Genomic DNA, 25,176 nt, shown 5'->3' with positions numbered 1-25,176 from the left:
CGACGTCTGTTTCAAGGCTTTTTTCGGGCTGCGCGCAGCGTTCATGCAGGAGGTGACTCAACAAGTGGTAGTCGAATGGTCATTGTATCCCTCGCCGCCATCACAAAACGTGCTGCGAGGCGTCATAAGCACGGCTTGCAATCGCGCAAGGGATTGTCTAGCGCAACGGCGTGCAGCCCATCGAAACGGGGGTGTGCATGGCCACGATGCACGGCGCGCTCGACCATGCGGCTGCGCATGGCGCGCCCATTGCCATCACGCCGTTTTTACAAGTTTTGGCGCCCGCTTTGTGCACGGAAATCCCGTGATTTCAAGGCTGTCAAAATTCTAAACTGGACGGTATAGTCTAGCGCGATGCGCCCCTCCCCCGCCCCTTCCGCACCCGACCAACGTCGCGCGCGCGTCCACCAGGCCGTGCGCGAGCTGATGTCCGAACAGGGCTTCCGCATGAGCATGGATACGGTCGCCGCACGCGCGGGCTGCTCGAAGCAGACGCTATACGCGCATTTCGGCAGCAAGCAGGAACTGCTGCGCAGCGTGATCGCGGAGCACCAGGACCTGGCCACCGTGCCGCTGTCGCCCGTCGTGGAGGACCCGCGCGGCGCGCTGCTCGCCTTCGCCATGGAGCACCTCCGGCACCTCAACGACCCCATCATCGTGTCGACCAGCCGCCTGCTCGCAGCCGAAGCGCACCAATTTCCCGATGAAGCGCGCGACCTGTTCCAGCAGGCCTGCGATACTCTGGTCCGGCGCCTCGCCACCTGGCTGCAGCATGCGATGGACCAGGGACGCCTGAGGCATGACGATCCGCACTACGCCGCGGAGCTGCTGCTCAGCATGATCGTGGGAATGGATTTCGAACGGCAGCGTTTCGGCGTGGCCCACCGCGCAGGCGACCGTGCGCGCCGCCGCTGGGCCGAGTCCGCCGTCGATGCCTTCCTGCGGGCGTTCGCTCCCGCCCCCGATGACGACTCGCCGCCCGCCACGCCCGCGGGCCGCCGCATCCGCTCACCGCTTTCCTCTCCCACGTCTCCAAGAAAAAGAAACGGAGCTTCCCCATGACCTCCCCCGTCCGTTCCCTTGTCCTCGCCAGCGCCTTGCTGGCGGTCCTCGCGGCCTGCAGCAAGCCCGAACAGCAGCAGATGCCGCCGCCCGAGGTGGTGGTCATGAGCGCCACGCCGCAGGACGTACCGCTGCAGCGCGACCTGGTGGGTCGCCTGTCGCCCGTCCGCAGTTCGGATGTGCGCGCGCGCGTACCGGGCGTGGTGCAGAAGCGCGTCTACCAGGAAGGCAGCGACGTCAAGGAAGGCCAGACCCTGTTCCTGATCGATCCGGCCCCGCTGCAGGCCTCGCTGAGCGGCGCGCAGGCCAACCTCGCCTCGGCGCAGGCCACGTATGCCAACGCCAAGGTATCGGCCGACCGCGCGCGCCAGCTGGCGCCGCAGAAGTTCGTGTCCAAGTCCGACCTGGACAACGCCGAAGCCGCCGAGCGCAGCGCCGCCGCCGCCGTGCAGCAGGCCCGCGCCAGCGTCGAGACCGCGCGCATCAACCTGGGCTATGCCTCGGTCACCGCGCCGATCTCCGGCCGCGCCGGCAAGCAGCAGGTCACCGAGGGTGCGCTGGTCGGCCAGGGGGATGCCACGCTGCTGACGACCATCGACCAGATCGATTCGCTGTACGCCAACTTCTCGATGAGTTCGAGCGAACTGCAGACCCTGCGCCAGGCGCAGGGCGACGGCAAGGTGCAGCTGGCCGGTGACGGCCAGCGCACGGTGCAGGTGATCCTGCCCAACGGCCAGGCCATCGACCAGACCGGCACGCTCGACTTCTCCGACATCGTGGTCGACCCGGCGACGGGCAGCGTCTCGCTGCGCGCCACCGTGCCGAACGCCGACCGCACCCTGCTGCCCGGCACGTTCGTCACCCTGCGCGCGACGCTGGGCGAGCAGAAGGGCGCGTTCCTGATTCCGCAGGGCGCGGTCCAGCGGGACACCGTCAGCGCCTTCGCCATGGTGCTCGGCAAGGACGGGAACGTCGTGCGCAAGAACATCACCACGCAGCAGGCGATCGGCGCCAACTGGCTGGTCACCGACGGTCTCGCGGCCGGCGACCAGGTCATCGTCGAAGGCCTGCAGAAGGTCAAGGAAGGCACGCCGGCCAAGGGCATCACGGCCGAACAGGCCGCCGCCAAGGCCGCGCAGGCCAAGCCCGCGCCGGCGCAAGGCAAGGCCGAGTAAGAAGGACCCCCCATGCCCAAGTTCTTCATCAACCATCCGATCTTCGCCTGGGTCGTGTCGATCCTGATCTCGCTGGCCGGCGTGATCGCGATCCTCAACCTCGGCGTCGAGTCCTATCCCTCCATCGCGCCTCCGCAGGTGACGGTCAGCGCGACCTATCCCGGCGCCAGCGCCGAGACCACCGAGCGCTCGGTCACCCAGGTGATCGAGCAGCAGCTCACCGGCATCGACAACCTGCTGTACTTCAGCTCCAGCTCCAGTTCGTCGGGCCGCGCCTCGATCACCCTGACCTTCGAAACAGGCACCGACGCGGACATCGCCCAGGTGCAGGTGCAGAACAAGGTCTCGCTGGCCACGCCACGCCTGCCCAGTGAAGTGACCGCGCAGGGCGTGGTGGTGGCCAAGGCCAACGCCGGCTTCCTGATGGTGGTGGGCCTGCAGTCGGACAACCCCAGCATCGATCGCAACCGCCTCAACGACATCGTCGCCTCGCGCATCCTCGACCAGATCTCGCGCGTGCCCGGCGTCGGCAGCACGCAGCACTTCGGCTCCGAGTACGCCATGAACCTGTGGCTGGACCCGGGCAAATTGCAGGGCTACAACCTGTCGGCGACCGAGGTGCTGGCCGCCGTGCGCGGCCAGAACGTGCAGTTCGCCGCCGGCTCTGTCGGCTCCGATCCGGCACCCGAAGGCCAGGCGTTCACCGCCACCGTGTCGGCGGAAGGCCGCTTTACCTCGCCCGCGCAGTTCGAGCAGATCATCCTGCGCGCAAACAGCGACGGTTCCACCGTGCGTCTGAAAGACGTGGCACGGGTCGAGTTCGGCGCGCAGAACTTCGGCTTCGACACCCAGTTCAACGGCAAGCCGGTCGGCGCCTTCGCCATCCAGTTGCTGCCCGGCGCCAACGCACTGAACGTGGCCGACGCCGTCCGCGCCAAGATGGACGAGCTGCAGCCCAGCTTCCCGCAGGGCGTCAGCTGGTTCTCGCCGTACGACACCACCACCTTCGTCAAGATCTCGATCGAGGAAGTGGTCAAGACGCTGATCGAAGCGGTGATCCTGGTGTTCCTGGTGATGCTGGTGTTCCTGCAGAACTTCCGCGCCACCATCATCCCGACGCTGGTCATCCCGGTCGCCCTGCTGGGCACGTTCTGGGGCCTGAGCCTGATCGGCTTCACCATCAACCAGCTGACCATGTTCGCGCTGGTGCTGGCCATCGGCATCGTGGTCGACGACGCCATCGTGGTGATCGAGAACGTCGAACGCATCATGGCGGAAGAAAAGCTGCCGCCGCGCGAGGCGACCATCAAGGCGATGGGCCAGATCACCGGCGCCGTCATCGCGATCACCGTGGTACTGGCGGCGGTGTTCATCCCGTCCGCGCTGCAGGGCGGCGCCTCGGGCGAGATCTACAAGCAGTTCGCGCTGACCATCGCTATCTCGATGGCCTTCTCGGCGTTCCTGGCGCTGGGCTTCACGCCGGCGCTGTGCGCAACGTTCCTCAAGCAGCACGAGCACGACAGCCACGAGAAGAAGAACATCGTCTTCCGCACGTTCGAGAAGTACTACGGCAAGATCGAGAAGACCTACGTCGGCCACATCGGCTCGGCGGTGCGCCACGCGCCACGCTGGATGATCGTGTTCGCGCTGCTGACCGTGCTGGCGGGCTTCCTGTTCACCAGACTGCCGAGCAGCTTCGTGCCCGAGGAAGACCAGGGCTATGCGCTGGCCATCGTGCAGCTGCCGCCGGGCAATTCGCTGGCCAAGACCAAGCAGGTCTTCACCCAGATCCGTGGCACGCTGCAGCAGATGGACGGCTTCGACGGCGTGATGGAAATCGCCGGCTTCAGCTTCCTGGGACAGGGCGAGAACGTCGGCATGGCGTTCATCCGCCTGAAGAACTGGGACGATCGCGACGTGACCGTGCCGGAGTTCATCCAGCAGGCCAACCAGCGGATGTTCGGCATCAAGGGCGCGCAGATCTTCGTGGTGAACCTGCCGACCATCCAGGGCTTGGGCCAGTTCGGCGGCTTCGACATGTGGCTGCAGGACCGCGCCGGCCTCGGCGAAGAGGCGCTGATGGCGGCGCGCAACCAGCTGCTCGGTGCCGCATCGCAGGACCCGAGCCTGATGGGCGTGCGTCCGAACACGCTGGAGAACGCGCCGCAGCTGCAGCTGCACGTGGACCGCGTGCAGGCGCAGGCAATGGGCCTGTCCGTCAGCGACATCTACAACGGCATCCAGCTGATGCTGGCGCCGGTGTACGTCAACGACTTCTTCTACGAAGGCCGCATCAAGCGCGTCAACATGCGCGCCGACGCGCCGTACCGCACCGGTGCCGAGTCGCTGGCGCGGATCTACTCGCCCAGCAGCCAGCAGACCGATGCCAGCGGCGGCCGCGCGATGATTCCGCTGTCCAACGTGGTGCAGTCGTCCTGGTCGTCGGTGCCGCCCTCGCTGTCGCGCTACAACGGCTATTCGGCGGTGAACATCAACGGTTCGGCCGCGCCGGGCAGTTCCTCCGGCCAGGCCATGGCGACGATGGAGGCCATCGTGACCGATCAGCTCCCGCAGGGCTTCGGCTACGACTGGAGCGGCATGTCGTACCAGGAGATCCTGGCCGGCAACAGCGCCACGCTGCTGATGGTGCTGTCGATCGTGGTGGTGTTCCTCTGCCTCGCCGCCCTGTACGAAAGCTGGTCGATCCCGGTCGCGGTGCTGCTGGTGGTGCCGCTGGGCGCCCTGGGTGCCGTGCTCTTCACCATGCTGCGTCCGGGCCTGTCGAACGACCTGTTCTTCAAGATCGGCCTGATCACCATCATCGGCCTGGCGGCGAAGAACGCGATCCTGATCGTCGAGTTCGCGGTGATGGAGCGCAAGCAGGGCAAGACGCTGCGCGATGCGGTGATCTCGGCCGCGCACCTGCGCTTCCGCCCGATCCTGATGACCTCGTTCGCCTTCATCATGGGCGTGCTGCCGATGGCCATCTCGAGCGGCGCCGGCGCCAACGCCCGCCACGCCATCGGCACCGGCGTCATCGGCGGCATGTTCTTTGCGACGTTCCTCGGCCTGCTGCTGATCCCGGTGTTCTTCGTCGCCGTGCGCCGCATGCTGGGCGACAAGATGGACGAGCCGTCGAAGGAGTACCTGCTGGAACAGGAGAATCCGGCCTCGCGCTGATCATGCGACACCGGTTGTCCCTTCAACAGCCCCGGCCGATGCCGGGGCTGTTTTCGTTTGCGGCCATCTTCTGCATCGCGCCGCATCGTAACGTAACGATGGTTTCACCCGTAACTAGCCACGATGACCGCCTACGCACCGCGTTTGCTCACCGATTTCGCCGGCACGCAAGGGCCTGACCGCACTTCTAGCCTGCGTCTCAAACCGTGATAATCCGTCGCGACACGCTGTCGAGCCCGGCCCTGCCCGCTCGTCGCTCTCCCGACTTCCCCGCATCGAAGACCTCCCGACCATGACACGGAAAGACCCTATCGCACGGAAAACGCCCTCCACCACCAAGCGCATGATCCTCATGCTGATCGCGGTCACCGTGATCTTCGGTGGTGTGTTCGCCGTCAAGGCGATCATGAGCAAGGGCATGAACGACTTCTTCGACACCATGCCGCAGCCTGCCGCCGCGGTGACCGACTGGACCGCCAAGCAGGAGGAATGGATCGACGCCCAGCAGGCGGTCGGCACCTTCGTCGCGATCAACGGCACCGACGTCACCACCGAAGCTGGCGGCGTGGTACGCAGCCTGTCGATCGATGTCGGTAAGCCGGTGAAGGCCGGCACCGTGCTGGCGCAGCTCAACAGCGCGAACGAACTGGCGGTGCTGAAGTCGCTGGAAGCCTCGTCCAAGCTCGCCTCCGTGCAGCGCGACCGCTGGCAGGCGCTGGCGCGCGACAAGCTGGTGTCGCAGGCCGAAGCCGAAGAACGCTCCACCGTGGCGGCCACGTCGCTGGCACAGGTCGAGGCGCAGCGCGCCCTGATCGCGCAGAAGACGATCCGCGCACCGTTCGACGGCGTGCTGGGCATCCGCAAGGTCAACCTGGGCCAGTACCTCAACCCGGGCGACGCCATTGTCAGCCTGCAGGCGCTGGACCCGATCTACCTCGACTTCACCCTGCCCGAGCAGCGCGTGGGCCAGGTGCTGCCGGGCGCGAAGATCCGCGCGACCGTCGACGCCCTGCCCGGCCAGGTCTTCGAGGGCGAAGTCACCGCGGTGGAACCGCAGGTCGACCCGGCCACGCGCAACTTCAAGGTGCAGGCCACGCTGGCAAACGGCGAGTACAACCTGCGCCCGGGCGCGTTTGCCCACGTCGGCTTCGATACCGGCGACGCGCGCAAGGTCGTGGTGGTGCCGCAGACGGCGATCAGCTTCAACCCGTACGGCAACGCGGTGTACGTGATCCAGGAAGTGCAGCGCGCCGAAGGCGAGAAGGACATGCAGGGCAAGCCGTTGACCGGCAAGAAGCTGGTCGTGCGCCAGCGCTTCGTCAAGACCGGCGCTACCCGTGGCGATCTGATCGCCGTCACCGAAGGCCTGAAGCCCGGCGAGCGCGTGGCGACCAGCGGCCTGCTGAAGCTGCGCAACGACGCAGAGGTGACGGTCAATAACAAGGTGCAGCCGGTGACCGAGGCGCAGCCCAAGCCCGAAAACCGTTGACGGAGCGCCGGCATGAAATTCACCGACATCTTCGTCAACAAACCGGTGCTGGCGATCGTCGTCAGCCTCTTCATCCTGCTGTTCGGCCTGCGCTCGTTCACCGAATTGAACGTGCGCCAGTATCCCGAGCTGCGCAATGCCGTGGTCAACATCAGCACCACGTACTACGGTGCGGACGCCGACCTGATCCAGGGCTTCATCACCACGCCGCTGGAGCGTGAGGTCGCCAGCGCCGAGGGCATCGATTACCTCAGCTCGACCAGCTCGGCCGGCGTCAGCATCATCCAGGCCTACATCAAGCTGGACCAGGACCCCAACGAGGCGCTCACCCAGATCGCTGCCAAGGTCAACAAGATGCGCGGGCAGTTGCCGCCGGAGTCGGAAGACCCGGTGATCGATCTGCAGCAGGGCCAGCAGATCGCGGCGATGTACGTGTCGTTCGCCAGCGAGACGCTGGACAACAACCAGATCACCGACTACCTGACCCGCGTGGTCCAGCCCAAGCTGGTCACCGTCGCAGGCGTGCAGCGCGCCGATATCCTCGGCGCCGGTACGTTCGCGATGCGTGTGTGGCTGAAGCCTGACCGCATGACTGCCCTGCAGGTCACGGCCAGCGATGTGTCGACGGCGCTGTCGTCCAACAACGTGCTGGCCGCGGTCGGTTCGACCAAGGGCCAGATGGTCGCGATCGACATGACCGCGCGCACCGACCTGCGCAGCGCCGACGAGTTCCGCCAGCTGATCATCCGCGAGCAGAACGGCGCCATCGTGCGGCTCGGCGACGTCGCCGACGTGCAGCTGGGCTCGGAAAGCTACGGCACCTCGGTCCGCATCAACGGCGAGGCCGCCACGTTCATGGGCATCTTCGTGTCCCCGGACGCGAACTCGCTGGACGTCATCAAGAACGTACGCATCCTGTGGGACGGCGAGATCGTGCCGCAGCTGCCGGAAGGCATCAAGGCGACGATCCCCTACGACAGCACCGAGCAGATCCAGGATGCCATCGACGAAGTGGTCAGTACGATCGTCGAGGCCGTGATCATCGTGATCGTGGTGATCTTCCTGTTCCTGGGCTCGCTGCGCAGCGTGCTGATCCCGGCGGTGACGGTACCGCTGTCGCTGGTCGGCGCGCTGTTCCTGATGCTGCTGATGGGCTTCACCATCAACCTGCTGACGCTGCTGGCGATGGTGCTCGCCATCGGCATCGTGGTCGACGACGCCATCATTGTGCTGGAGAACATCCACCGGCATATCGAAGAAGGCATGTCGCCCTACGAAGCGGCGATCAAGGGCGCGCGCGAGCTGGCCTGGCCGGTCGTGGCGATGACCACCACGCTGGTGGCCGTCTACCTGCCCATCGGCTTCCAGGGCGGCATGACCGGCGTGCTGTTCACCGAGTTCGCTTTCACCCTGGCCGGTTCGGTGCTGCTGTCGGGTGTCATCGCGCTGACGCTGACGCCGATGATGTGCGCCAAGATCCTCAAGCCGCATGGCGAAGGCGGCAAGGGCAAGCTGGAGAAGTGGCTGGACGAGCGCTTCGAAAAGCTCAACGCCGGCTACCAGCGCCGCCTGCACGGCACCATGGAAACCAAGGGCGTCGTCGGCGTGTTCGGCATCCTGGTGCTGGTCGCCTGCGTGTTCCTGTACATGACGGCCCCCAAGGAGCCGGCGCCGCTGGAAGACGAGGGCTTCATCTTCTCGGTCGCCAGCGCCGACCCCTACTCCACGCTCGACTATGTGGAGCGCTACACGGAGGAAGTCACGTCGATCGCCAAGGGCGTCCCCGAGGTGCAGGACTACTTCCTGTTCAACGGCGGCTTCGGTGGCAGCGGTGGTGGCGCCAGCCCCAGCGCGATGGCGGGTTTCGTGCTGAAGCCCTGGAGCGAGCGCGAGCGCTCCACCAAAGCGGTGCTGGAAAAGGAACTGCAACCGAAGATGAGCCAGGTCACCGGCCTCAACGTGTTCGCGCTGGTGCCGCCCTCGCTGCCCAGCGCGGGCGGCGACGGTGGCGGTGGCGAATTCATCATCGGCGGCGTCGGGGATCTGACCCAGCTCAACGAGCTGGCCGAACAGATCGTCATGAAGGCGATGGAGAGCAAGCGCTTCATCTTCCTCGACAAGGACCTGAAGATCGACAAGCCGCGCATCGAGGTCAACATCGACCGCGAGAAGGCGGCGTCGCTGGGCATCGACATGCGCACGCTGGCCGCCGACATGGCGGCGATGCTGTCCGGTGGCTATACCAACCGCTTCGCGATGCAGAACCGCTCGTACCTGGTGATTCCGCAGGTGCAGCGCAGCGACCGCCTCAATGCCAGCGACCTGGAGAACTACTACACCCGCACCCGCGACGGCGAGCTGATCCCGCTGTCGACCCTGGTGACGCTGAAGGAAAGCGCGCAGCCGCAGTCGCTGAAGCGGTTCCAGCAGCTCAACGCGGTGTCGATCATGTTCGCGCCGCGACCCGGCGTGAGCAAGGGCGACGCGCTCGCGATCCTCGACCAGGCGGCGAAGGAGGTACTGCCGCAGGGCTACTCGGTCGACTACGCCGGCGAGTCGCGGCAGTTCAAGCAGGAAGGCGCCGCCATGCTGGTGACGCTGGCGCTGGCGCTGATTGTGATCTTCCTGGTGCTGTCGGCGCAGTTCGAGAGCTTCCGCGACGCGCTGATCATGCTGCTGACGGTGCCGATGGCGATCTGCGGCGCGCTGTTGACGGTCAACGTGCTGGCGATCCTCAGCGGTGTCCTCGGCATGGCGATGCAGATCGAGGCCTTCCCCGGCATGAGCATCAACATCTACACGCAGGTGGGCCTGGTGACGCTGGTCGGCGTGATTTCCAAGCACGGCATCCTGATCGTGGAGTTCGCCAACAAGCTGCAGATCGAACGCGGCCTGTCCAAGCGCGACGCGATCGAGGAAGCCGCCGCGATCCGCCTGCGTCCGGTGCTGATGACGACCGCCGCGCTGGTGTTCGCGATGATCCCGCTGCTGATCGCCAGCGGCCCCGGCGCCGCATCGCGCTTTTCGATGGGCGTGGTGATCGCCTCGGGCATGACCATCGGCACGCTATTCACGCTGTTCGTGTTGCCGGCGTTCTACCTGTACCTGGCCCGCGACCATGCGCGTGATCGCGACCGCGAGAATGCGCTGGAGCACGACGGTGGCGACGGACGGCCACCGGAGCCGGTCGTCGGTCACTGACCGTCAACGACACACCCCGCAAGATCAGAAACCCCGGCGCTGCCGGGGTTTCTTTTTTTGCTCTCGCGGGCAAGGCGCCACGCAGGTGTATGCTCGCCGCACTCCGGGCCGGCGAAGGACTGCCATGTACAAGCTTGCGATGATGATGCTGTCGATGGTCGTCCTAATGCCCTGCCCCGCGCGAGCATGCAGCATCAGCACCTCTGACGAGTTCATCGTGGACCGTGGCGCGATGTGGACATCGCCGCCATCTCCCGGCGTTCTCAAGGCACGCCTGTACCTGGTCCAGTTGGGTTCCGGATCCTGCACTGGCGTCGAGTTCGCGAACCTGGAGGTTTCAGGCATGCCCGCTCGCAAGCTGCAGCACTTCGGCTATCTGATCAGACCGATTTCGGGCTTCAACGGAGGCGGACCGCTTCCCGAGCCGCATCCGTTGAAGCCATCGTTGTGGGACGACACCGCGCACCTCACCTGGATGGGCGCCGACATCGTGCCCGACCCCGACGGCCACGTCCGGTGGCGGCTGGAGATCACACCGGTGTCGCGCTCCGGCATCCACGGCACCCCGTTCGAGGCGTGCGCCGCCACCGATGGCTCGTGCCCGCCGTTATTGCCCTGCGGCAACACGTGCCGCGTGCCGTCGCCTTGATGAAGTGCCACTCGCCCGGTACTAGAGGGGCGCGTTAGCCACCGGCGCGACGTAGGCCTGGCGTGCGGCCCGTACTTCGTCGTGATGGTCGGATGCCCATTGCGCGAGCATCTCGATGTGCTCGAAGAACGACGCACCCAGGGCCGTCAATGCGTAGTCCACGCGTGGCGGTACCGTCGGGAAGACCTCGCGCCGCACCAGTCCGTCCTGCTCGAGCCGGCGCAGCGTCTGCGCCAGCATCCGCGGCGAGATGTCCGCGATGCGCCTGCGTACCTCGGTGAAGCGCAGCGTGCCGCCGGCCAGCTCGTGCAGGACCAGCACGGTCCAGCGGTCGCCGAGTCTGTCCAGCACGTCACGGATCGGGCAGTTCTCGGTGAGGATCAGCGATTGGCGGTGCAGCGTCATGGTCGGCATCCAGGGCATGGTTACCGCGCGGTAACCGGGTTACTTCGCGCTCCCTGCTTGTGGGGGCGAAAGCCATTACTACCATAGCGTAACCAACATCCTTTCCGTTACCAAACCAGGAGCCGCCATGAACACCCCCGCCCCCACCCTGCTGGTCACCGGCGCGTCCGGCCATCTCGGCGGCGCCATCGTCCGCCACCTGCTGGACACCCTGCAGGTCCCGGCCGAACGCCTCATCGTTACCACCCGTAACCCCGATGCGCTGGCGGATCTCGCTAGCCGTGGCGTTACGGTCCGTAGCGCGGACTTCGACCAGCCCGCCACGCTGGCCGCGGCGTTCGCTGGCGCCGACCGCCTGCTGCTGGTCAGCACCGATGCGCTGATGGAACCGGGCAAGCGCCTGGCCCAGCATCGTGACGCCGTACAGGCCGCGGTTGACGCAGGCGTGAAGCACGTCGTCTACACCTCGCTGCCGTCAGCCGATGCGTCGCACGTATCGTTCGCACCGGATCACTGGGGCACCGAGCAGGCGCTGTCCAGCTCGCCGCTCACCTGGACGGTGCTGCGCAACGCTTGGTACTTCGAAAACCTGGCCTACACGCTGCCCGGCGCGCTGGCTTCCGGCGAATGGGCAACCTCGGCCGGCGACGGCCGCATCGCCTACATCGCCCGCGACGACCTGGCGCGTGCCGCCGCTGTCGCGCTCGCCTCCGACGACGCGACGAACCGCGTCCTGACCCTCACCGGCACGCAGGCGTACACCGCCCGCGACATCGCGGCACGGGTGGCCACGCTGACCGGCAAGTCCCTGTCCGTGGTCGACATCACGCCGGCGCAGCAGGTCGAACGCCTGCATGCGCACGGCTTCCCGCTCGTCCTCGCCGACGTCTTCGCATCGTTCGATGTCGCGACTGCCGCTGGCGATCTCGGTGAGGTCACGGACGACTACGCCCAGCTCACCGGCCAACCGCCGACCGCGCTCGACGCCTGGCTGCCGGCGAACCTCGCCCTGCTGACCCAGCCGCACTGAAGCCGGAAACAAGAACCCCGGCGCAAGGCCGGGGTTCTCGGTATCACCTCGTCGAGGTCAGGCCTGCTTGGCCTTTTCCTTCGCGATCCACTGGTCGACGCGACGCTCCAGCAGGTTCAGCGGCAACGCGCCGCCGCCCAGCACGGTGTCGTGGAAACCCTTGATGTCGAACGTGTCGCCCAGCTCCGTCTCGGCCTTCTTGCGCAGGTCCTGGATCTTGATCATGCCGATCTTGTAGGCCGTGGCCTGGCCCGGCATGATCAGATAGCGCTTGATCTCGGACTCGATCGCGGCGCGCGGCACTGCGCTGTTGGCGTCGAAGTACTCGACCGCCTGCTTCTCGGTCCAGCCCTTGGCATGCAGGCCGGTGTCGACCACCAGGCGGATCGCGCGCCACATCTCCGAACTCAGGCGGCCGTACTCCGAATACGGGTCCTTGTAGGTGCCCGGCATTTCCTTGGCCAGCCATTCCGAGTACAGGCCCCAGCCTTCCGCATAGGCGGTCACGCCGTACTGGGTGCGGAACTTCGGCACGCCGGTCAGCTCCTGCGCGATGGCGATCTGCATGTGGTGGCCCGGCAGGCCTTCGTGATACGCGATCACTTCGAGCTCGGTCTTCGGCATGGCGTTCATGTCGGACAGATGCGCGTAGTACACGCCGGGACGCGAACCATCCGGCGTGCCCGGGTAGTAGTGCTGGGCGGCACCGTCCTGCTCGCGGAACGGTTCGACGCGCTTGACCACCAGGTCCGCCTTCGGCAGCAGGCCGAAGTACTCCGGCAGCACCTTCTTGATATTGTCGATGGCGGCGGTGGCGTCGTCGATGTAGGCCTGGCGGCCGGCGTCGGTGTTGGGGTACTTGAACTGCTTGTCGGTATCGATGAAGGCGAAGAACGCATCCAGGTCGCCCTTGAAGCCGACCTTGTCCTTCAGCGCGGTCATCTCGCCCTTGATGCGCTCGACTTCCTTCAGGCCCAGCGCATGGATCTCCTCGGCGGTCATGCCGGTGGTCGTCATCTGCCGCAGCTGGTACTCGTAGTACGCCTTGCCGTTCGGATGCGTGGTGCCCACGCCGGTGGCATCGACGGCGGCCTTCGGCAGTTCTTCCTCGCTCCACGCGATCACGCCGTCGTAGGCCGGCTTGAACTGCTCCAGCAGCGCCTTGCGCGCCTCGTCTTTCAGCGCCGTGGCGCGGGCGGCGTCGATCTTGCCGGCCTTGACCAGCGCATCGGCCTTGGCCTGCGCGTCGGCCCAGATCGCCGAATCCTTGCCGGCGGAGAACGGAGCGCCGGCGATGACCTTCTTCGCCTGGTCGATCACGCCCTCATAGGCGAACTTAGGCGGGCGGATGCCCTGCCCGGCCGAGGCGCGGGCGCGTTCCAGCAACTGGTCGAACGCACGCTGGGTCGCCTTCAGGCGCGCGATGTAGGCGGTGTAGTCGGATTCCTCGTCGACCTTGTGGAAGCTGATCAGGAAGGTCGGCCAGAAACCCTGGGCGCCGTTCATCTGGTCGAAGGCGTAACCGTCCTGCAGGAACGGCAGGCCGTCGCGCGCGTTCTCGTACTGCAGCTTCCACAGGTCGAAGGAGAACTTGGCCTCGTCGTCGAGCTTGGCGTAGTCGAACGACTTCTCCATCTCCTCAACGCTGGCCTTCTGCCACGCGACCTGGTCGCGTGTGGCCTGCTCGGACATGTCGTCGACCTGGTCGTACAGGTCCTTGCGGCCCTGGAAGGTCAGCTGGATCGGGCTGAACTTCAGCTGCTCCTCGTACTTCTTCTCGAACCACTCGTTCAGCCGCTTGCTCTCGGCCGCGATGTCGGCCGCCGAGGCGGCGGCGACCGCCGGTGCCGCGGTGCCGGCGTCCGGCGTGGCGGCGCGGTCGCAGGCGGTCAGGGCCAGTGCGAGGGAACAGGCGATCAGGGTCTTGCGCATCGGGGTCTCCAGGAGGGAAACGGAGGACGCACCTCCGCATCGGGACACTGTAGCGGAGCCCGTCGAGCCCCGTCCCATGACCAAAGAGGGGGGTCATCCCACCAACGGGTTCACGGAATGTCGGGCACGAAAAAGGCGCCACCCCGGCGGGGCGGCGCCTTCATGCCGGACCGTGCTCAGCGCAGGCCGGTTTCGTTGCGGGCGATGACCAGGCGCTGGATCTCGCTGGTGCCCTCGTAGATCTCGGTGATCTTGGCGTCGCGGAAGTAACGCTCGATCGGCATTTCCTTCGAGTAGCCCATGCCGCCATGGATCTGCAGCGCCTGGTGGGTGATCCACATGGCCGCTTCCGAGGCCGTCAGCTTGGCGATGGCCGCTTCGGTGCTGAAGCGCTGGTCCTGGCCCTTCACCCACGCGGCACGCAGGGTCAGCAGCGTGGCCGCGTCCAGCTTGCACTTCATGTCGGCGATCTTGGCCTGCGTCATCTGGAACGTGCCGATCGGCGCGCCGAAGGCCTTGCGTTCCTTCACGTAGGCGATGGTGGCCTCGTAGGCGGCGCGGGCGATGCCGATGGCCTGCGAGGCGATGCCGATGCGGCCGGCGTCCAGCACGCTCATGGCGATCTTGAAGCCCTCACCCTCGCTGCCCAGCACGTCTTCGGCGGGCGCCACGTAATCGGTGAACTCGATCTCGCAGGTGGCCGAGGCGCGGATGCCCAGCTTCGGTTCGGTCTTGCCGCGGTGGAAACCGGCCTTCTCGGTGTCGATCATGAAGGCGGTGATGCCGCGCGCGCCCTTGTCCGGCTCGCTCATCGCGAACAGCACGATGTATTTGGCGACCGGGCCGGAAGTGATCCAGCTCTTCTTGCCGTTGATGACGAAGCTGCCGTCGGCCTGCTTCACGGCGCGGCAGCGCATCGCGGTGGCGTCGGAGCCGGACTGCGGCTCGGTCAGCGCGAAGGCGCCGATTTCGCGTCCCTCGGCGATGGCGCGCACGTAGGTCTGTTTCTGCTCTTCGGTGCCGAACTTCAGGATGCCGTTGCAGAACAGCGAGTTGTTCACCGACACGATCGTCGAGTGGGCCGCGTCGGCCGCTGCGATCTCGATCATCGCCAGCACGTAGGCGATCGGGTCCATGCCGGCGCCGCCGTACTCGGCCGGCACCTCGATGCCCATCAGCCCGTTCTCGCCCAGCAGGCGGATGTTCTCCAGCGGGAATTCGCCGGTCCGGTCATGGTGCTCGGCGCTGGGGCCGATCTTTTCCTGGGCGATCCGGCGCGCGACGTCCTGGATCATCAACTGCTCTTCGGTGAATGCGAAATCCACGGGTACCCCTCGACAACGGTTAGATACCAATTGTAACCCGCGACCATCCGTGGGCGTATGCCATGGGTTGACCGCGGGCGCGCCCCCGCTCAAAATATCTCTATATCGCGATAGGAAGATATTTATGGATCTGGAGGCCTGGTCGACCCGGCTGAAAGTGTTCGCCGACGCCACCCGCGTGCGCCTGCTGGCGCTGCTGGCGCGCGAGGAGCTGACGGTCGCCGAGCTGTCGGCCATCACCCAGCTGGCGCAGCCCCGCGTGTCCACGCATCTGGCCAAGCTCAAGGAGGCCGGCCTGGCCCGTGACCGGCGCTCGGGGGTGTCGGCGTACTACCGCTTCGACGAGGACAACCTGGACACGGTACAGCGCGAGCTGTGGCGCAGCCTGCGCGACGGCAGCGACGATCCGCTGCTGCGCCAGGACGCCGAGCGTGTCGCCGGCGTGCTGGCCAACCGGGCGGCCGATCAGAACTGGGCTGACAGCGTGGCCGGCGACATGGAGCGCCATTACTCCCCCGGCCGCACGTGGGAAGCACTGGCACGCACCGCCCTGCCCCTCCTGGAGACCGGCGACGTCCTGGACATCGCCTCCGGCGACGGCGTGCTCGCCGAACTGCTCTCGCCGCACTCGAAGCGCTACGTCTGCATCGACACCAGCACGCGCGTGGTCGCGGCCGCTGGTGAGCGCCTGCGCCGTTTCCCCAACGTGGAAGTCCGCGAAGGCGACATGCACGCGTTGCCCTTCAAAGACGGCAGCTTCGACCTGGTCGTGCTGATGCATGCGCTCACCTATTCCGCCAAACCGGCCCAGGCCGTCGCCGAGGCCGCGCGCGTCCTGCGCCGGGGCGGTCGCCTGCTGCTCAGCAGCCTCGGCAAGCACGAACACAAGTCGGTCGTGGACGCCTATGGCCACGTGAACCTCGGCTTCTCGGAGAAGGAACTGCGCAAGTTCGCCGAGAAGGCGGGACTGGAGATCGCCAATGCCGAAACGGTCACCCGCGAACGCCGCCCTCCCCATTTCGAAGTCCTGTCCCTGACGGCGGTGAAGCCATGAAGACGCTCCCCTGGCTCAACCCTGCGCGCGCCAAGTTGCTCGCCGAGGCGCTGGAGCAACGCATCCTGATCATCGACGGCGCCATGGGGACGATGATCCAGAAGCACGGGCTGCAGGAAGCGGACTATCGCGGCCAACGCTTCGCCGACGGCTGCGACGTCGACCATCCCCATGAGCACGGCCCCGGCTGCGATCACGACCTGAAGGGCAACAACGATCTGTTGCTGCTGACCAAACCCGAGGTCATCGCGGGTGTGCATACGGCTTATCTGGAAGCCGGTGCGGACCTGGTCGAAACCAACACGTTCAACGCGACCTCGATCAGCCAGGCGGACTACCACCTCGAGCACCTGGTCTACGAACTGAACAAGGCCGGCGCACGCGTCGCGCGCGACTGCTGCGACATCGCCGAAGCGAAGACGCCCGACAAGCCGCGCTTCGTCATCGGCGTGCTCGGCCCGACCAGCCGCACTGCCTCGATCAGCCCCGACGTCAACGATCCGGGCTTCCGCAACACCAACTTCGATGAATTGCGAGCCACGTACCGGGAGGCCATCGAGGGCCTCATCGATGGAGGCGCCGACACCCTGATGGTGGAAACCATCTTCGACACGCTCAACGCCAAGGCAGCGCTGTACGCGATCGAGGAGGTCTTCGATGCCCGCGGTGGCCGCCTGCCGGTGATGATCTCCGGCACGATCACCGATGCCTCCGGCCGTACGCTGTCCGGGCAGACGGCCGAAGCGTTCTACACCTCGGTGGCTCACAGCCGGCCGCTGTCGATCGGCCTGAACTGCGCGCTGGGCGCGAAGGACCTGCGCGAGCACGTGGAGACGCTGGCGACGGTCGCCGACGCCTATGTCAGCGCGCATCCCAACGCGGGACTGCCCAACGCGTTCGGCGAATACGACGAGACACCCGAAGAGATGGCCGCCACGCTGAAGGAGTTCGCGCAGTCCGGCCTGCTGAACCTGGTCGGTGGATGCTGCGGTACCACGCCCCCGCACATCAGGGCGATCGCCGACGCGGTCGCGGGCATCCCGCCGCGCAGGCTGCCCAGCCGCCTGGAGCAGGCCGCATGAGCACGCCCACGCGCCATACCCGCCTGTCCGGCCTGGAGCCGCTGGTCATCACGCCGGACCTGCTGTTCGTCAACGTCGGCGAGCGCACCAACGTCACCGGCAGCGCGCAGTTCCGCAAGCTGATCAAGGAAGAGCGCTACGAGGAAGCCGTCGAGGTCGCGCGCCAACAGGTCGCCAGCGGCGCGCAGATCCTCGACGTCAACATGGACGAAGGCCTGATCGATTCCGAGAAGGCGATGGACCGCTTCCTCAACCTGATCGCGTCGGAACCGGACATCGCCCGCATCCCGGTGATGGTCGACTCGTCGAAGTGGAGCGTGATCGAAGCCGGCCTGAAATGCCTGCAGGGCAAGGGCGTGGTCAACTCGATCTCGCTGAAGGAAGGCGAAGAAGCCTTCATCGACCACGCACGCAAGGTACTCCGCTATGGCGCGGCGGCCGTGGTCATGGCGTTCGACGAGACCGGCCAGGCCGACACGTGCGCACGCAAGGTCGAGATCTGCACCCGCGCCTACCGCATCCTGACCGAAGAGGTCGGCTTCCCGCCGGAAGACATCATCTTCGACCCCAACATCTTCGCCGTCGCCACCGGCATCGAGGAGCACGACAACTACGCCGTCGATTTCATCGAGGCGACCCGCATCATCAAGCAGACGCTGCCGCACTGCCATGTGTCGGGCGGCGTCTCGAACGTGTCGTTCTCGTTCCGCGGCAACGAACCCGTCCGCGCGGCGATCCATTCCGTGTTCCTGTACCACGCCATCCAGGCGGGCATGGACATGGGCATCGTCAACGCCGGTGGCATGCCGGTCTACGACGACCTCGATGCCGACCTGCGCGAGCGCGTGGAGGACGTCATCCTCAACCGCCGCAAGGATTCCACCGAGCGGCTGCTGGAGATCGCCGACCGCTACAAGGGCAAGAAGGGCGAAGCGCCGGTCGAGAATCTGGCGTGGCGCGACAAGCCGGTGCGCGAACGCCTGGCGCATGCGCTGGTGCACGGCATCGATGCCTTCGTCGACCAGGACACCGAAGAGGCCCGCACGCAGGCCACGCGTCCGCTGGACGTGATCGAAGGCCCGCTGATGGATGGCATGAACGTGGTCGGCGACCTGTTCGGCGCCGGCAAGATGTTCCTGCCGCAGGTGGTGAAGTCCGCGCGCGTGATGAAGAAGGCCGTGGCCTACCTGCTGCCCTTCATCGAGGAGGAAAAGCTGCGGACCGGCGATGTCGCCAAGTCGAACGGCAAGATCGTCATGGCCACGGTCAAGGGCGACGTGCACGACATCGGCAAGAACATCGTCGGCGTGGTGCTCGCCTGCAACAACTTCGACGTCGTGGACTTGGGCGTGATGGTGCCGACGCAGAAGATCCTGGACACGGCGCGCGCCGAGAACGCCGACCTGATCGGCCTGTCGGGACTGATCACGCCGTCGCTGGAAGAGATGACCCACGTCGCCCGCGAGATGCAGCGCCAGGGCTTCGAGATGCCATTGCTGATCGGCGGCGCGACCACCTCGCGCGCGCACACCGCGCTGAAGATCGATCCCCACTACACCGCCCCGACCGTGTGGGTGAAGGATGCCTCGCGCGCCGTCGGCGTCGCCCAGTCGCTGATTTCGCGCGACATGCGCGAGGCGTTCGTCGCCGCCAACGATGCCGACTACGCCGAGATCCGCGAGCGCCACAGGAACCGTGGCGACGCCAAGCGACTGGTGTCGCTGGAGAAGGCGCGCGGCCAGCGGTTCGACGGAGGGTGGGCCGACTACACGCCGCCCGTCCCGCGCCAGCCGGGCCTGCATGTGTTCGACGACTACCCGCTCGGCGAACTGGTGGACTGCATCGACTGGACGCCGTTCTTCAATGCCTGGGAACTGTTCGGAAAATACCCGGCGATCCTGACCGACGAGGTCGTCGGTCCCCAGGCCAGCGAGCTCTATCGCGACGCGCGGGCGATGCTGGCCAAGATCGTCGACGAGCGGTGGCTGACCGCGAAAGCGGTGTTCGGCCTGTGGATGGCCAACAGCATTGGCGACGACGTCGAACTGCAGGTCGAGGGCCGCAGTGAGCGCCTGCACTTCCTGCGCCAGCAGGTCGACAAGCCGGTCGAACGGCCGGACTTCTGCCTGGCCGACTTCATCGCACCGAAAGACTCCGGCCAGCAGGACTGGATGGGCATGTTCGCGGTCACCGCCGGCATCGGCATCGACGCGCACGTGGCGCGCTTCGAGGCCGACCACGACGACTACAACGCCATCCTGCTGAAGGCGCTGGCCGACCGCCTGGCCGAGGCGCTGGCCGAACGCCTGCACCAGCGCGTGCGCAAGGAGTTCTGGGGCTACATGCCGGAGGAGTCGCTGGACAACGAGGCGCTGATCGCCGAGCGCTACGTCGGCATCCGTCCCGCACCCGGTTACCCTGCCTGCCCCGAGCACAGCGAGAAGGCCACGCTGTTCCGCCTGCTCGATGCCGGCCGCAACGCCGGCATGTCGCTGACGGAAAGCTTCGCGATGCTGCCGACCGCGGCGGTGTCCGGCTACTACTTCAGTCATCCGCAGAGCCAATACTTCGTGGTCGGCCGCGTCTCCAAGGAGCAGGCGTCGGACTACGCGAAGCGCAAGGGCGTGGAACTGGCGCAGGTCGAACGCTGGCTGGCATCCAATCTCGACTACGATCCGGAATGACGCCAGTGAGCCGCACGCATGGATGTCGTTGAACACCTGGCGCACTCCGCCAACGCATCCTTCATCCGCAAGCACGCCGCGCCGGGACGTGTCGGCCTGTGCGGGGGACGCGACTGGATCACCAAGGCCATCCGCAAGGCGCAGGCACCGCTGACCAACGATGGCCACCGCAGCCTGTGGTCGCATGCCTTCCTGTTCAGCGAAAAGCGCATCGACGGCCACTGGTGGGTGCTGGAATCGGACCTGGACCTGCGGTACCGGCAGATCCGCCTGGGCGTGCAGGAGAACCGCGCCGACCGCTACTTCGATGACGAAGCCTTCCCGAATCTGGCCATCCTGGACTTCGGCCTGGATGCCACCCAGGTGAAGCAGGTACAGGTTGCCGGGCTGGACCTGTTGTCCGGCCTGTCGAGTTACTCGTTGAGCGAGCTGGTGGGTACGTTGTTCGCCATGCACAGTACCCGGCTGCGCAAGCGGGACAACCTGCTGGCCAGGGAGGGCGCGCTGTACTGCTCGGCGATGGTGCAGCACTGCTACGCGGTGGCAGGTGTGGAGTTCATCCCCGGCGTGCATGGCAAGAACATTGCGCCGCAGGACATCTACGATTCGGTCCTGCCGCACCAGACCCACTCGCTGATCCGTGACTTGGGCATTTCCAGCCTGCGTCGCTTTGCACACGAGGCAAGCGAACTCATGCGCACGCCCGTCGACGAACTGCTGTGACCGTTTGGCCATGAGCCCGTTGCAGACAGACGGATCGGCAACCCGCACCTACCCCGCGGCTCGTCTTTCGAGCTTCTATTGCTTCTACTACGCCGTACTGGGTGCGTTCACGCCCTACTGGAGCCTGTACCTCGAATCGCGCGGCCTGGGCGTGACCGCCATCAGCGTGCTGATGAGCCTGTGGTACGCCACCCGCATCGTATCGCCCAGCCTGTGGACCACGATGGCGGCGCGCTCCGCGCGTCCGATCCGCTGGCTGCACGCGGGCTGCGCGCTGGCGCTGGGCTGCTTCGCGCTGTTCCTGCTGCCGCTGGAGCATGCCGGCCTGTTCGCCGTGATGCTGGGCTTCTGCTTCACCTACAACGCGGTGATGCCGCAGTTCGAATCGATCACGATGTCGCACCTCGGTGCGCGCAGCGACCGCTACGGCCTGATCCGCGTGTGGGGGTCGATCGGCTTCATCGTCGTGGTCGCCTCGTTCGGCTGGCTGATCGACGAACGGCGGCTCGGTGTCGGCGCGCTGCCGTGGCTGATGCTGCCGGTACTGGCGGGCGTGCTGGGGTCGGCGCTGCTCAACCGCTACGCGCACGATCCCAGCCCGCAGGCGCACGATGCCGACGACAGCGTCCGTACCCGGCTGCGGCAGCCGCAGGTGATCGCCTTCTTCGTCGCCGCCTTCCTGACCCAGGTCTCGTTCGGGCCCTTCTACACGTTCTTCTCGATCTACCTGTCCGAGCGCGGCTACCCGACCGCGACGCAGGGTGTGCTGTGGACGGTGGGCGTGCTGGCGGAAATCGGCGTGTTCTTCCTGTCCAGCCGCATCTTCCGACGCTGGGACGCCAGTCGGGTGCTGATGGTGGCGTTGCTCAGCGCCTCCTTGCGCTGGCTGGTCACCGCGCTGTTCCCCGACAACACGCCGGTGATGGTGGTCGCGCAACTGACGCATGCGCTGAACTTCGGCGCCTTCTTCGCGGCCGCCATGCAGTTGCTGGTGCGCTTCTTCCCGGGCCGGATGAACGGACACGGCCAGGGCGTCTTCTACGGGCTGTCGTCGGGCGTCGGTGGCGTATGCGGGGCGTTGCTGGCGGGCCAGTTGTGGCGGTTCGGCGGAGAAGCCGCCTTCCTCTGCTCGTCGGCCATCGCGCTGGTGGCCGCCGTCATCGTGTGGCGGTGGCTGGTACGGAAGCCGGCGTCCCGCTAGCCCGGCGGGGTCCCGTACAGCGTGTCCAGCAGGGTCCGTATTTCGGCGGCACCTGCCGCCGGCGCCATCTGGAACAGGAAATGAGGCGCATCGATCACCGCGTGGCGCGCATTGCGTGCTAGCCGCATGACCTCACGGGCCGCCTGCGGCCAGATCAATCTGTCGTGCCTGGCCCGCAGATAGAGCAACGGTATTTCCAGCGCCGCCAGTTCTTCAGTGACATCCACGCGCAGCGCAGCCAAGGCACGCTGCCGCAGCACCTGAAGCGGAATACTGGCCACGATCGCCTCGAATTCGGCGCGCAGCGGTGGTGGCAAACCGCTGCCTGCGAGCAGGCGCTCCAGTGCGAACAGCGGGAGCGCGACCATCGGGACTCGCTGCAGGAGCGTCGCCCCGACCCCGCTGAAGGGCAGTGGCGCACGGACGAAGCTCGCCGCCATCACCAGTGCACGAATGCGCTCCGGATGGCGATATGCGAGCAACACGGCCAGCGGCCCTGCGAAGGATTCCGCGACGAGTACGACGTCATCATGTAGCGGCAGCGCCGGCGCAAGCGCGTCGGCCAGCGACGCATAACCATGGAACCGCGTCCCGTCGTAGGACAGCACGTCGACGTCGGCGATGTCCGCCAGCGCGTTCGCCAGTGGCGTGTAGAGGCGTCCGGTCCCGTCCAGGCCCGGCAACAGGCAGAGCCGCGGCCGGTCGGCGGTCGTCACCACACCAGGTCGTCGGGCACCTGGTATTGGGGATCGGCGTAGGGATCGTTCTCCGCCGGCGCATCCGGATCGACCTTCAGCGCGACGGCCGGGGCGAAGATGGATTCCGCCTCGGCGAGCACCGCCGCCGTCACCAGCAGGTAGCGTCCGTTCTGCTGCACGACGCCGAGCTCCCCGGCATTCAGCGCCTTCAGCTGCTCGGCGTTGACGTAGATGCGCTTGATCTTGCCGCCATACGGGAAATGCCGCGCGATGTCGGCGTCGGCCTGGTTGAGCGACTTGTCGGTGAGGAAGGCCTCGAGCTTCGCCTTGGCCTCGCGGCGCACGCGCGCCTCTTCCTGCTTCACGCGCTCGGCCTCGATGCGCTCGTCCTTCTCGCGCTGGGCGCGGATGGCATAGGCCTTGGCCAGGTCGATGTCTTCCTGGCTGCGCTTGGGCTTCGGCCTGGCGTTGCCCTGCGGCGGGCGCGGCTTGCCGCCCTGCCCCGGCTTCGGATGCGCGCCACCCTTGCCCGCCGGCTTGTGGGCTTCACGGCGAGGATCGGGGCGGCGTTCGGGTTTGCGCTCGGGCTTGGGCGCGGGCTTGAAGCCCAAGCCCAGCAGCTGGTCACGGAGTGAATCGGTCATCGGTCTTTCAACGGGGACTGCTGTCCCGCAAGCGTATCAATAATGCGGCGGCGGCGGTTCGCTGGCGGGGTCGTCGAACAACGAGGTCCGCACCTTGCCGAGTTCCTCGACCATGCTACGCAGCAGCAGCGCCGTGCGCTGGTTCTCCGCGCGCGCGTCGGCCAGGGCTTCGCTCATCTCGTTGAGCGAATGCTCCTGGAACGCCAGTCGGGTCTCCAGTTCGACCAGGCGGCGTTCGAGGGTGTCGCCGGACAACGGCAGATCAGTTTGCACGTACGGACCTCCCGCGCCCGATGCCGTAATAAGCGAGGCCGGCGGCCTCGACGTCGCCCGGGTCGTACAGGTTGCGGCCATCGAAGATCACCGCATCGCCGAGCGTCTCCTGCAGCCGCGCGAAATCCGGGCTGCGGAACTGCTTCCACTCCGTCACCACCACCAGCGCGTCGGCGCCATCGGTCGCGGCACGTGCGTCGTCGCACAGCACCAGGTCCTCGCGCTCGCCGAAGATCCTGGCCGCCTCGTCGCGCGCCTCCGGATCGTAGGCCTGCACCTTGGCACCCGCCTCCCACAGCTCCGCCAGCAAACGCCGACTGCTCGCCGCGCGCATGTCGTCGGTATTGGGCTTGAACGACAAGCCCCACACCGCGAACGTCTTGCCGCGCACGCCTTCATCGTCGCCACGGTCGTAGTGGCGCTGGATCAGTTCGAACAGATGGCCCTTCTGGCGCTCGTTGACCGACTCCACCGCCTGCAGCAGCTCCGGCACGTAGCCATGCTGCTGCGCGGTGCGGGCCAGCGCCTGCACATCCTTCGGGAAGCAGGAGCCGCCATAGCCGGCGCCGGGATAGATGAAATGCCAGCCGATGCGCGGGTCCGAACCGATCCCCTGGCGCACCTGCTCCACGTCCGCACCGACGCGCTCGGCGATGTTCGCGATCTCGTTCATGAAACTGATCTTCGCGGCCAGCATCGCGTTGGCGGCGTACTTGGTCAGCTCGGCCGAACGCACGTCCATCACCACGATGCGCTCGTGGTTGCGGTTGAACGGCGCATACAGCCGACGCAGCTTGTCCACCGCCTGCGGGCTGGACGCACCCACGACGATGCGGTCGGGACGCATGCAGTCGTTGACCGCATCGCCTTCCTTCAGGAACTCGGGATTGGACACGACGTCGAATGCGACGTCGGCGCCACGCTCGACCAGCTCCGCCTCGATCGCGGCGCGCACCTTGTCCGCGGTGCCGACCGGCACGGTGGACTTGTTGACCACCGTGCAGGGGCGCTGCAGATTGCGACCGATCGTGCGGGCCACCGCCAGCACGTACTGCAGGTCGGCGCTGCCGTCCTCGTCGGGGGGCGTGCCCACGGCGATGAAGATGATCTCGCCGTGGGCGATCGCCTGTGCGGCATCGGTCGTGAAGCGCAGGCGACCGGCCGCATGGTTGGCCTTCACCATCGGTGACAGGCCGGGTTCGTAGATCGGCACGATGCCGTTGTTCAGACCCTCGACCTTGGCAGGATCGATGTCGATGCACATCACGTCATGGCCGACGTCGGCCAGACAGGTACCCGTGACGAGACCGACATAGCCGGTGCCGAAAATCGCTACACGCATTCGGGAGCTTCCTCGTGGGATGACCGA

General features: G+C 66.6%; 19 protein-coding genes. 12 read left to right on the top strand and 7 right to left on the bottom strand.

What is annotated here, in order from left to right; all coding sequences use genetic code 11:
* The first annotated feature begins 354 nt into the window (after positions 1-354).
* The 6 genes from AC04MD_RS03925 (at position 355) to AC04MD_RS03900 (ending at position 10,756) form a co-directional block, all read left to right on the top strand.
* Positions 355-1,062, top strand: coding sequence for a TetR/AcrR family transcriptional regulator (locus AC04MD_RS03925; RefSeq protein ID WP_475496010.1), 708 nt, complete (start codon positions 355-357; stop codon positions 1,060-1,062).
* Entirely contained in the window at positions 1,059-2,237 is a 1,179-nt protein-coding gene (locus AC04MD_RS03920; RefSeq protein WP_475496009.1) for an efflux RND transporter periplasmic adaptor subunit, read from the top strand. The genes AC04MD_RS03925 and AC04MD_RS03920 overlap by 4 nt, the downstream gene beginning before the upstream one ends.
* 12 nt (positions 2,238-2,249) lie before the next feature.
* Positions 2,250-5,417: a multidrug efflux RND transporter permease subunit gene (locus AC04MD_RS03915; RefSeq protein ID WP_475496008.1), complete on the top strand. Its 3,168-nt coding sequence runs from the start codon at positions 2,250-2,252 to the stop codon at positions 5,415-5,417.
* Between the two features lie 343 nt (positions 5,418-5,760).
* Positions 5,761-6,906, top strand: coding sequence for an efflux RND transporter periplasmic adaptor subunit (locus AC04MD_RS03910; RefSeq protein ID WP_475496007.1), 1,146 nt, complete (start codon positions 5,761-5,763; stop codon positions 6,904-6,906).
* Positions 6,907-6,918: 12 nt separating this feature from the next.
* Entirely contained in the window at positions 6,919-10,107 is a 3,189-nt protein-coding gene (locus tag AC04MD_RS03905; protein ID WP_475496006.1) for an efflux RND transporter permease subunit, read from the top strand.
* A 124-nt stretch (positions 10,108-10,231) separates the two neighbouring features.
* Entirely contained in the window at positions 10,232-10,756 is a 525-nt protein-coding gene (locus tag AC04MD_RS03900) for a hypothetical protein (protein ID WP_475496005.1), read from the top strand.
* A 21-nt stretch (positions 10,757-10,777) separates the two neighbouring features.
* On the opposite strand, the gene AC04MD_RS03895 is transcribed toward AC04MD_RS03900, so the two are convergent.
* Positions 10,778-11,161, bottom strand: coding sequence for a winged helix-turn-helix transcriptional regulator (locus tag AC04MD_RS03895; protein WP_475496004.1), 384 nt, complete (start codon positions 11,159-11,161; stop codon positions 10,778-10,780).
* A gap of 127 nt (positions 11,162-11,288) precedes the next feature.
* Here AC04MD_RS03895 and AC04MD_RS03890 point away from each other — a divergent pair, with 127 nt between their 5' ends.
* Entirely contained in the window at positions 11,289-12,191 is a 903-nt protein-coding gene (locus AC04MD_RS03890) for an SDR family oxidoreductase (RefSeq protein WP_475496003.1), read from the top strand.
* A gap of 57 nt (positions 12,192-12,248) precedes the next feature.
* Here the strand turns inward: AC04MD_RS03890 and AC04MD_RS03885 are convergent, their stop codons facing one another.
* Together AC04MD_RS03885 and AC04MD_RS03880 are read right to left on the bottom strand one after the other, a co-directional pair.
* Positions 12,249-14,123, bottom strand: a complete 1,875-nt coding sequence (locus AC04MD_RS03885; protein WP_475496002.1) for a DUF885 domain-containing protein — start codon at positions 14,121-14,123, stop codon at positions 12,249-12,251.
* A gap of 176 nt (positions 14,124-14,299) precedes the next feature.
* Entirely contained in the window at positions 14,300-15,448 is a 1,149-nt protein-coding gene (locus AC04MD_RS03880; RefSeq protein ID WP_475496001.1) for an acyl-CoA dehydrogenase family protein, read from the bottom strand.
* Between the two features lie 124 nt (positions 15,449-15,572).
* On the opposite strand from AC04MD_RS03880, the gene AC04MD_RS03875 reads away from it, so the two are divergent.
* Genes AC04MD_RS03875 through AC04MD_RS03855 form a run of 5 tightly spaced genes read left to right on the top strand, consistent with a single transcriptional unit; the run spans position 15,573 to position 22,192 of the window.
* Positions 15,573-16,502, top strand: coding sequence for an ArsR/SmtB family transcription factor (locus AC04MD_RS03875; RefSeq protein WP_475496000.1), 930 nt, complete (start codon positions 15,573-15,575; stop codon positions 16,500-16,502).
* Complete coding sequence (locus tag AC04MD_RS03870) at positions 16,499-17,584, top strand: homocysteine S-methyltransferase family protein (RefSeq protein ID WP_475495999.1); 1,086 nt, start codon at positions 16,499-16,501, stop codon at positions 17,582-17,584. The genes AC04MD_RS03875 and AC04MD_RS03870 overlap by 4 nt, the downstream gene beginning before the upstream one ends.
* Positions 17,581-20,268, top strand: coding sequence for a methionine synthase (gene metH, locus AC04MD_RS03865; protein ID WP_475495998.1), 2,688 nt, complete (start codon positions 17,581-17,583; stop codon positions 20,266-20,268). The genes AC04MD_RS03870 and metH overlap by 4 nt, the downstream gene beginning before the upstream one ends.
* Positions 20,269-20,286: 18 nt before the next feature.
* Positions 20,287-20,991 (top strand): hypothetical protein, encoded by a 705-nt coding sequence (locus AC04MD_RS03860; protein ID WP_475495997.1) that lies wholly within the window; start codon positions 20,287-20,289, stop codon positions 20,989-20,991.
* A 10-nt stretch (positions 20,992-21,001) separates the two neighbouring features.
* Positions 21,002-22,192 carry an MFS transporter gene (locus tag AC04MD_RS03855; RefSeq protein ID WP_475495996.1) on the top strand — a complete coding sequence of 397 codons (1,191 nt, stop codon included), beginning with the start codon at positions 21,002-21,004 and terminating at the stop codon, positions 22,190-22,192.
* Here the strand turns inward: AC04MD_RS03855 and AC04MD_RS03850 are convergent.
* From AC04MD_RS03850 to AC04MD_RS03835, 4 genes are read right to left on the bottom strand one after another with little or no spacing between them, the layout of a single operon-like run.
* Complete coding sequence (locus AC04MD_RS03850; RefSeq protein WP_475495995.1) at positions 22,189-22,908, bottom strand: alpha/beta fold hydrolase; 720 nt, start codon at positions 22,906-22,908, stop codon at positions 22,189-22,191. The two genes, AC04MD_RS03855 and AC04MD_RS03850, sit on opposite strands and share 4 nt — an antisense overlap.
* The gene (locus AC04MD_RS03845; RefSeq protein ID WP_475495994.1) at positions 22,905-23,534 is read right to left on the bottom strand and encodes a DUF2058 domain-containing protein; all 630 of its coding nucleotides are present in this window, start codon (positions 23,532-23,534) and stop codon (positions 22,905-22,907) included. Before AC04MD_RS03845 ends, AC04MD_RS03850 begins: the two co-directional genes overlap by 4 nt.
* A gap of 36 nt (positions 23,535-23,570) precedes the next feature.
* Positions 23,571-23,807, bottom strand: coding sequence for a SlyX family protein (locus tag AC04MD_RS03840; RefSeq protein ID WP_475495993.1), 237 nt, complete (start codon positions 23,805-23,807; stop codon positions 23,571-23,573).
* Positions 23,797-25,149, bottom strand: a complete 1,353-nt coding sequence (locus tag AC04MD_RS03835) for a UDP-glucose dehydrogenase family protein (RefSeq protein ID WP_475495992.1) — start codon at positions 25,147-25,149, stop codon at positions 23,797-23,799. The genes AC04MD_RS03840 and AC04MD_RS03835 overlap by 11 nt, the downstream gene beginning before the upstream one ends.
* Between the last annotated feature and the right edge of the window lie 27 nt (positions 25,150-25,176).

Source organism: Pseudoxanthomonas sp. LjRoot206, assembly GCF_056175725.1.
Note: the sequence above shows the minus strand (reverse complement) of the source record. Positions and strands in the feature narration are given on the sequence as shown.

Coding starts and splice junctions, on each gene's coding strand:
- AC04MD_RS03835 (WP_475495992.1), bottom strand. CDS start 25,149: ATGCGTGTAGCGATTTTCGGCACCGGCTATGTCGGTCTCGTCACGGGT.
- AC04MD_RS03860 (WP_475495997.1), top strand. CDS start 20,287: ATGGATGTCGTTGAACACCTGGCGCACTCCGCCAACGCATCCTTCATC.
- AC04MD_RS03885 (WP_475496002.1), bottom strand. CDS start 14,123: ATGCGCAAGACCCTGATCGCCTGTTCCCTCGCACTGGCCCTGACCGCC.
- AC04MD_RS03875 (WP_475496000.1), top strand. CDS start 15,573: ATGGATCTGGAGGCCTGGTCGACCCGGCTGAAAGTGTTCGCCGACGCC.
- AC04MD_RS03910 (WP_475496007.1), top strand. CDS start 5,761: ATGATCCTCATGCTGATCGCGGTCACCGTGATCTTCGGTGGTGTGTTC.
- AC04MD_RS03855 (WP_475495996.1), top strand. CDS start 21,002: ATGAGCCCGTTGCAGACAGACGGATCGGCAACCCGCACCTACCCCGCG.
- AC04MD_RS03870 (WP_475495999.1), top strand. CDS start 16,499: ATGAAGACGCTCCCCTGGCTCAACCCTGCGCGCGCCAAGTTGCTCGCC.
- AC04MD_RS03895 (WP_475496004.1), bottom strand. CDS start 11,161: ATGACGCTGCACCGCCAATCGCTGATCCTCACCGAGAACTGCCCGATC.
- AC04MD_RS03900 (WP_475496005.1), top strand. CDS start 10,232: ATGTACAAGCTTGCGATGATGATGCTGTCGATGGTCGTCCTAATGCCC.
- AC04MD_RS03845 (WP_475495994.1), bottom strand. CDS start 23,534: ATGACCGATTCACTCCGTGACCAGCTGCTGGGCTTGGGCTTCAAGCCC.
- AC04MD_RS03905 (WP_475496006.1), top strand. CDS start 6,919: ATGAAATTCACCGACATCTTCGTCAACAAACCGGTGCTGGCGATCGTC.
- AC04MD_RS03920 (WP_475496009.1), top strand. CDS start 1,059: ATGACCTCCCCCGTCCGTTCCCTTGTCCTCGCCAGCGCCTTGCTGGCG.
- metH (WP_475495998.1), top strand. CDS start 17,581: ATGAGCACGCCCACGCGCCATACCCGCCTGTCCGGCCTGGAGCCGCTG.
- AC04MD_RS03915 (WP_475496008.1), top strand. CDS start 2,250: ATGCCCAAGTTCTTCATCAACCATCCGATCTTCGCCTGGGTCGTGTCG.
- AC04MD_RS03890 (WP_475496003.1), top strand. CDS start 11,289: ATGAACACCCCCGCCCCCACCCTGCTGGTCACCGGCGCGTCCGGCCAT.
- AC04MD_RS03925 (WP_475496010.1), top strand. CDS start 355: ATGCGCCCCTCCCCCGCCCCTTCCGCACCCGACCAACGTCGCGCGCGC.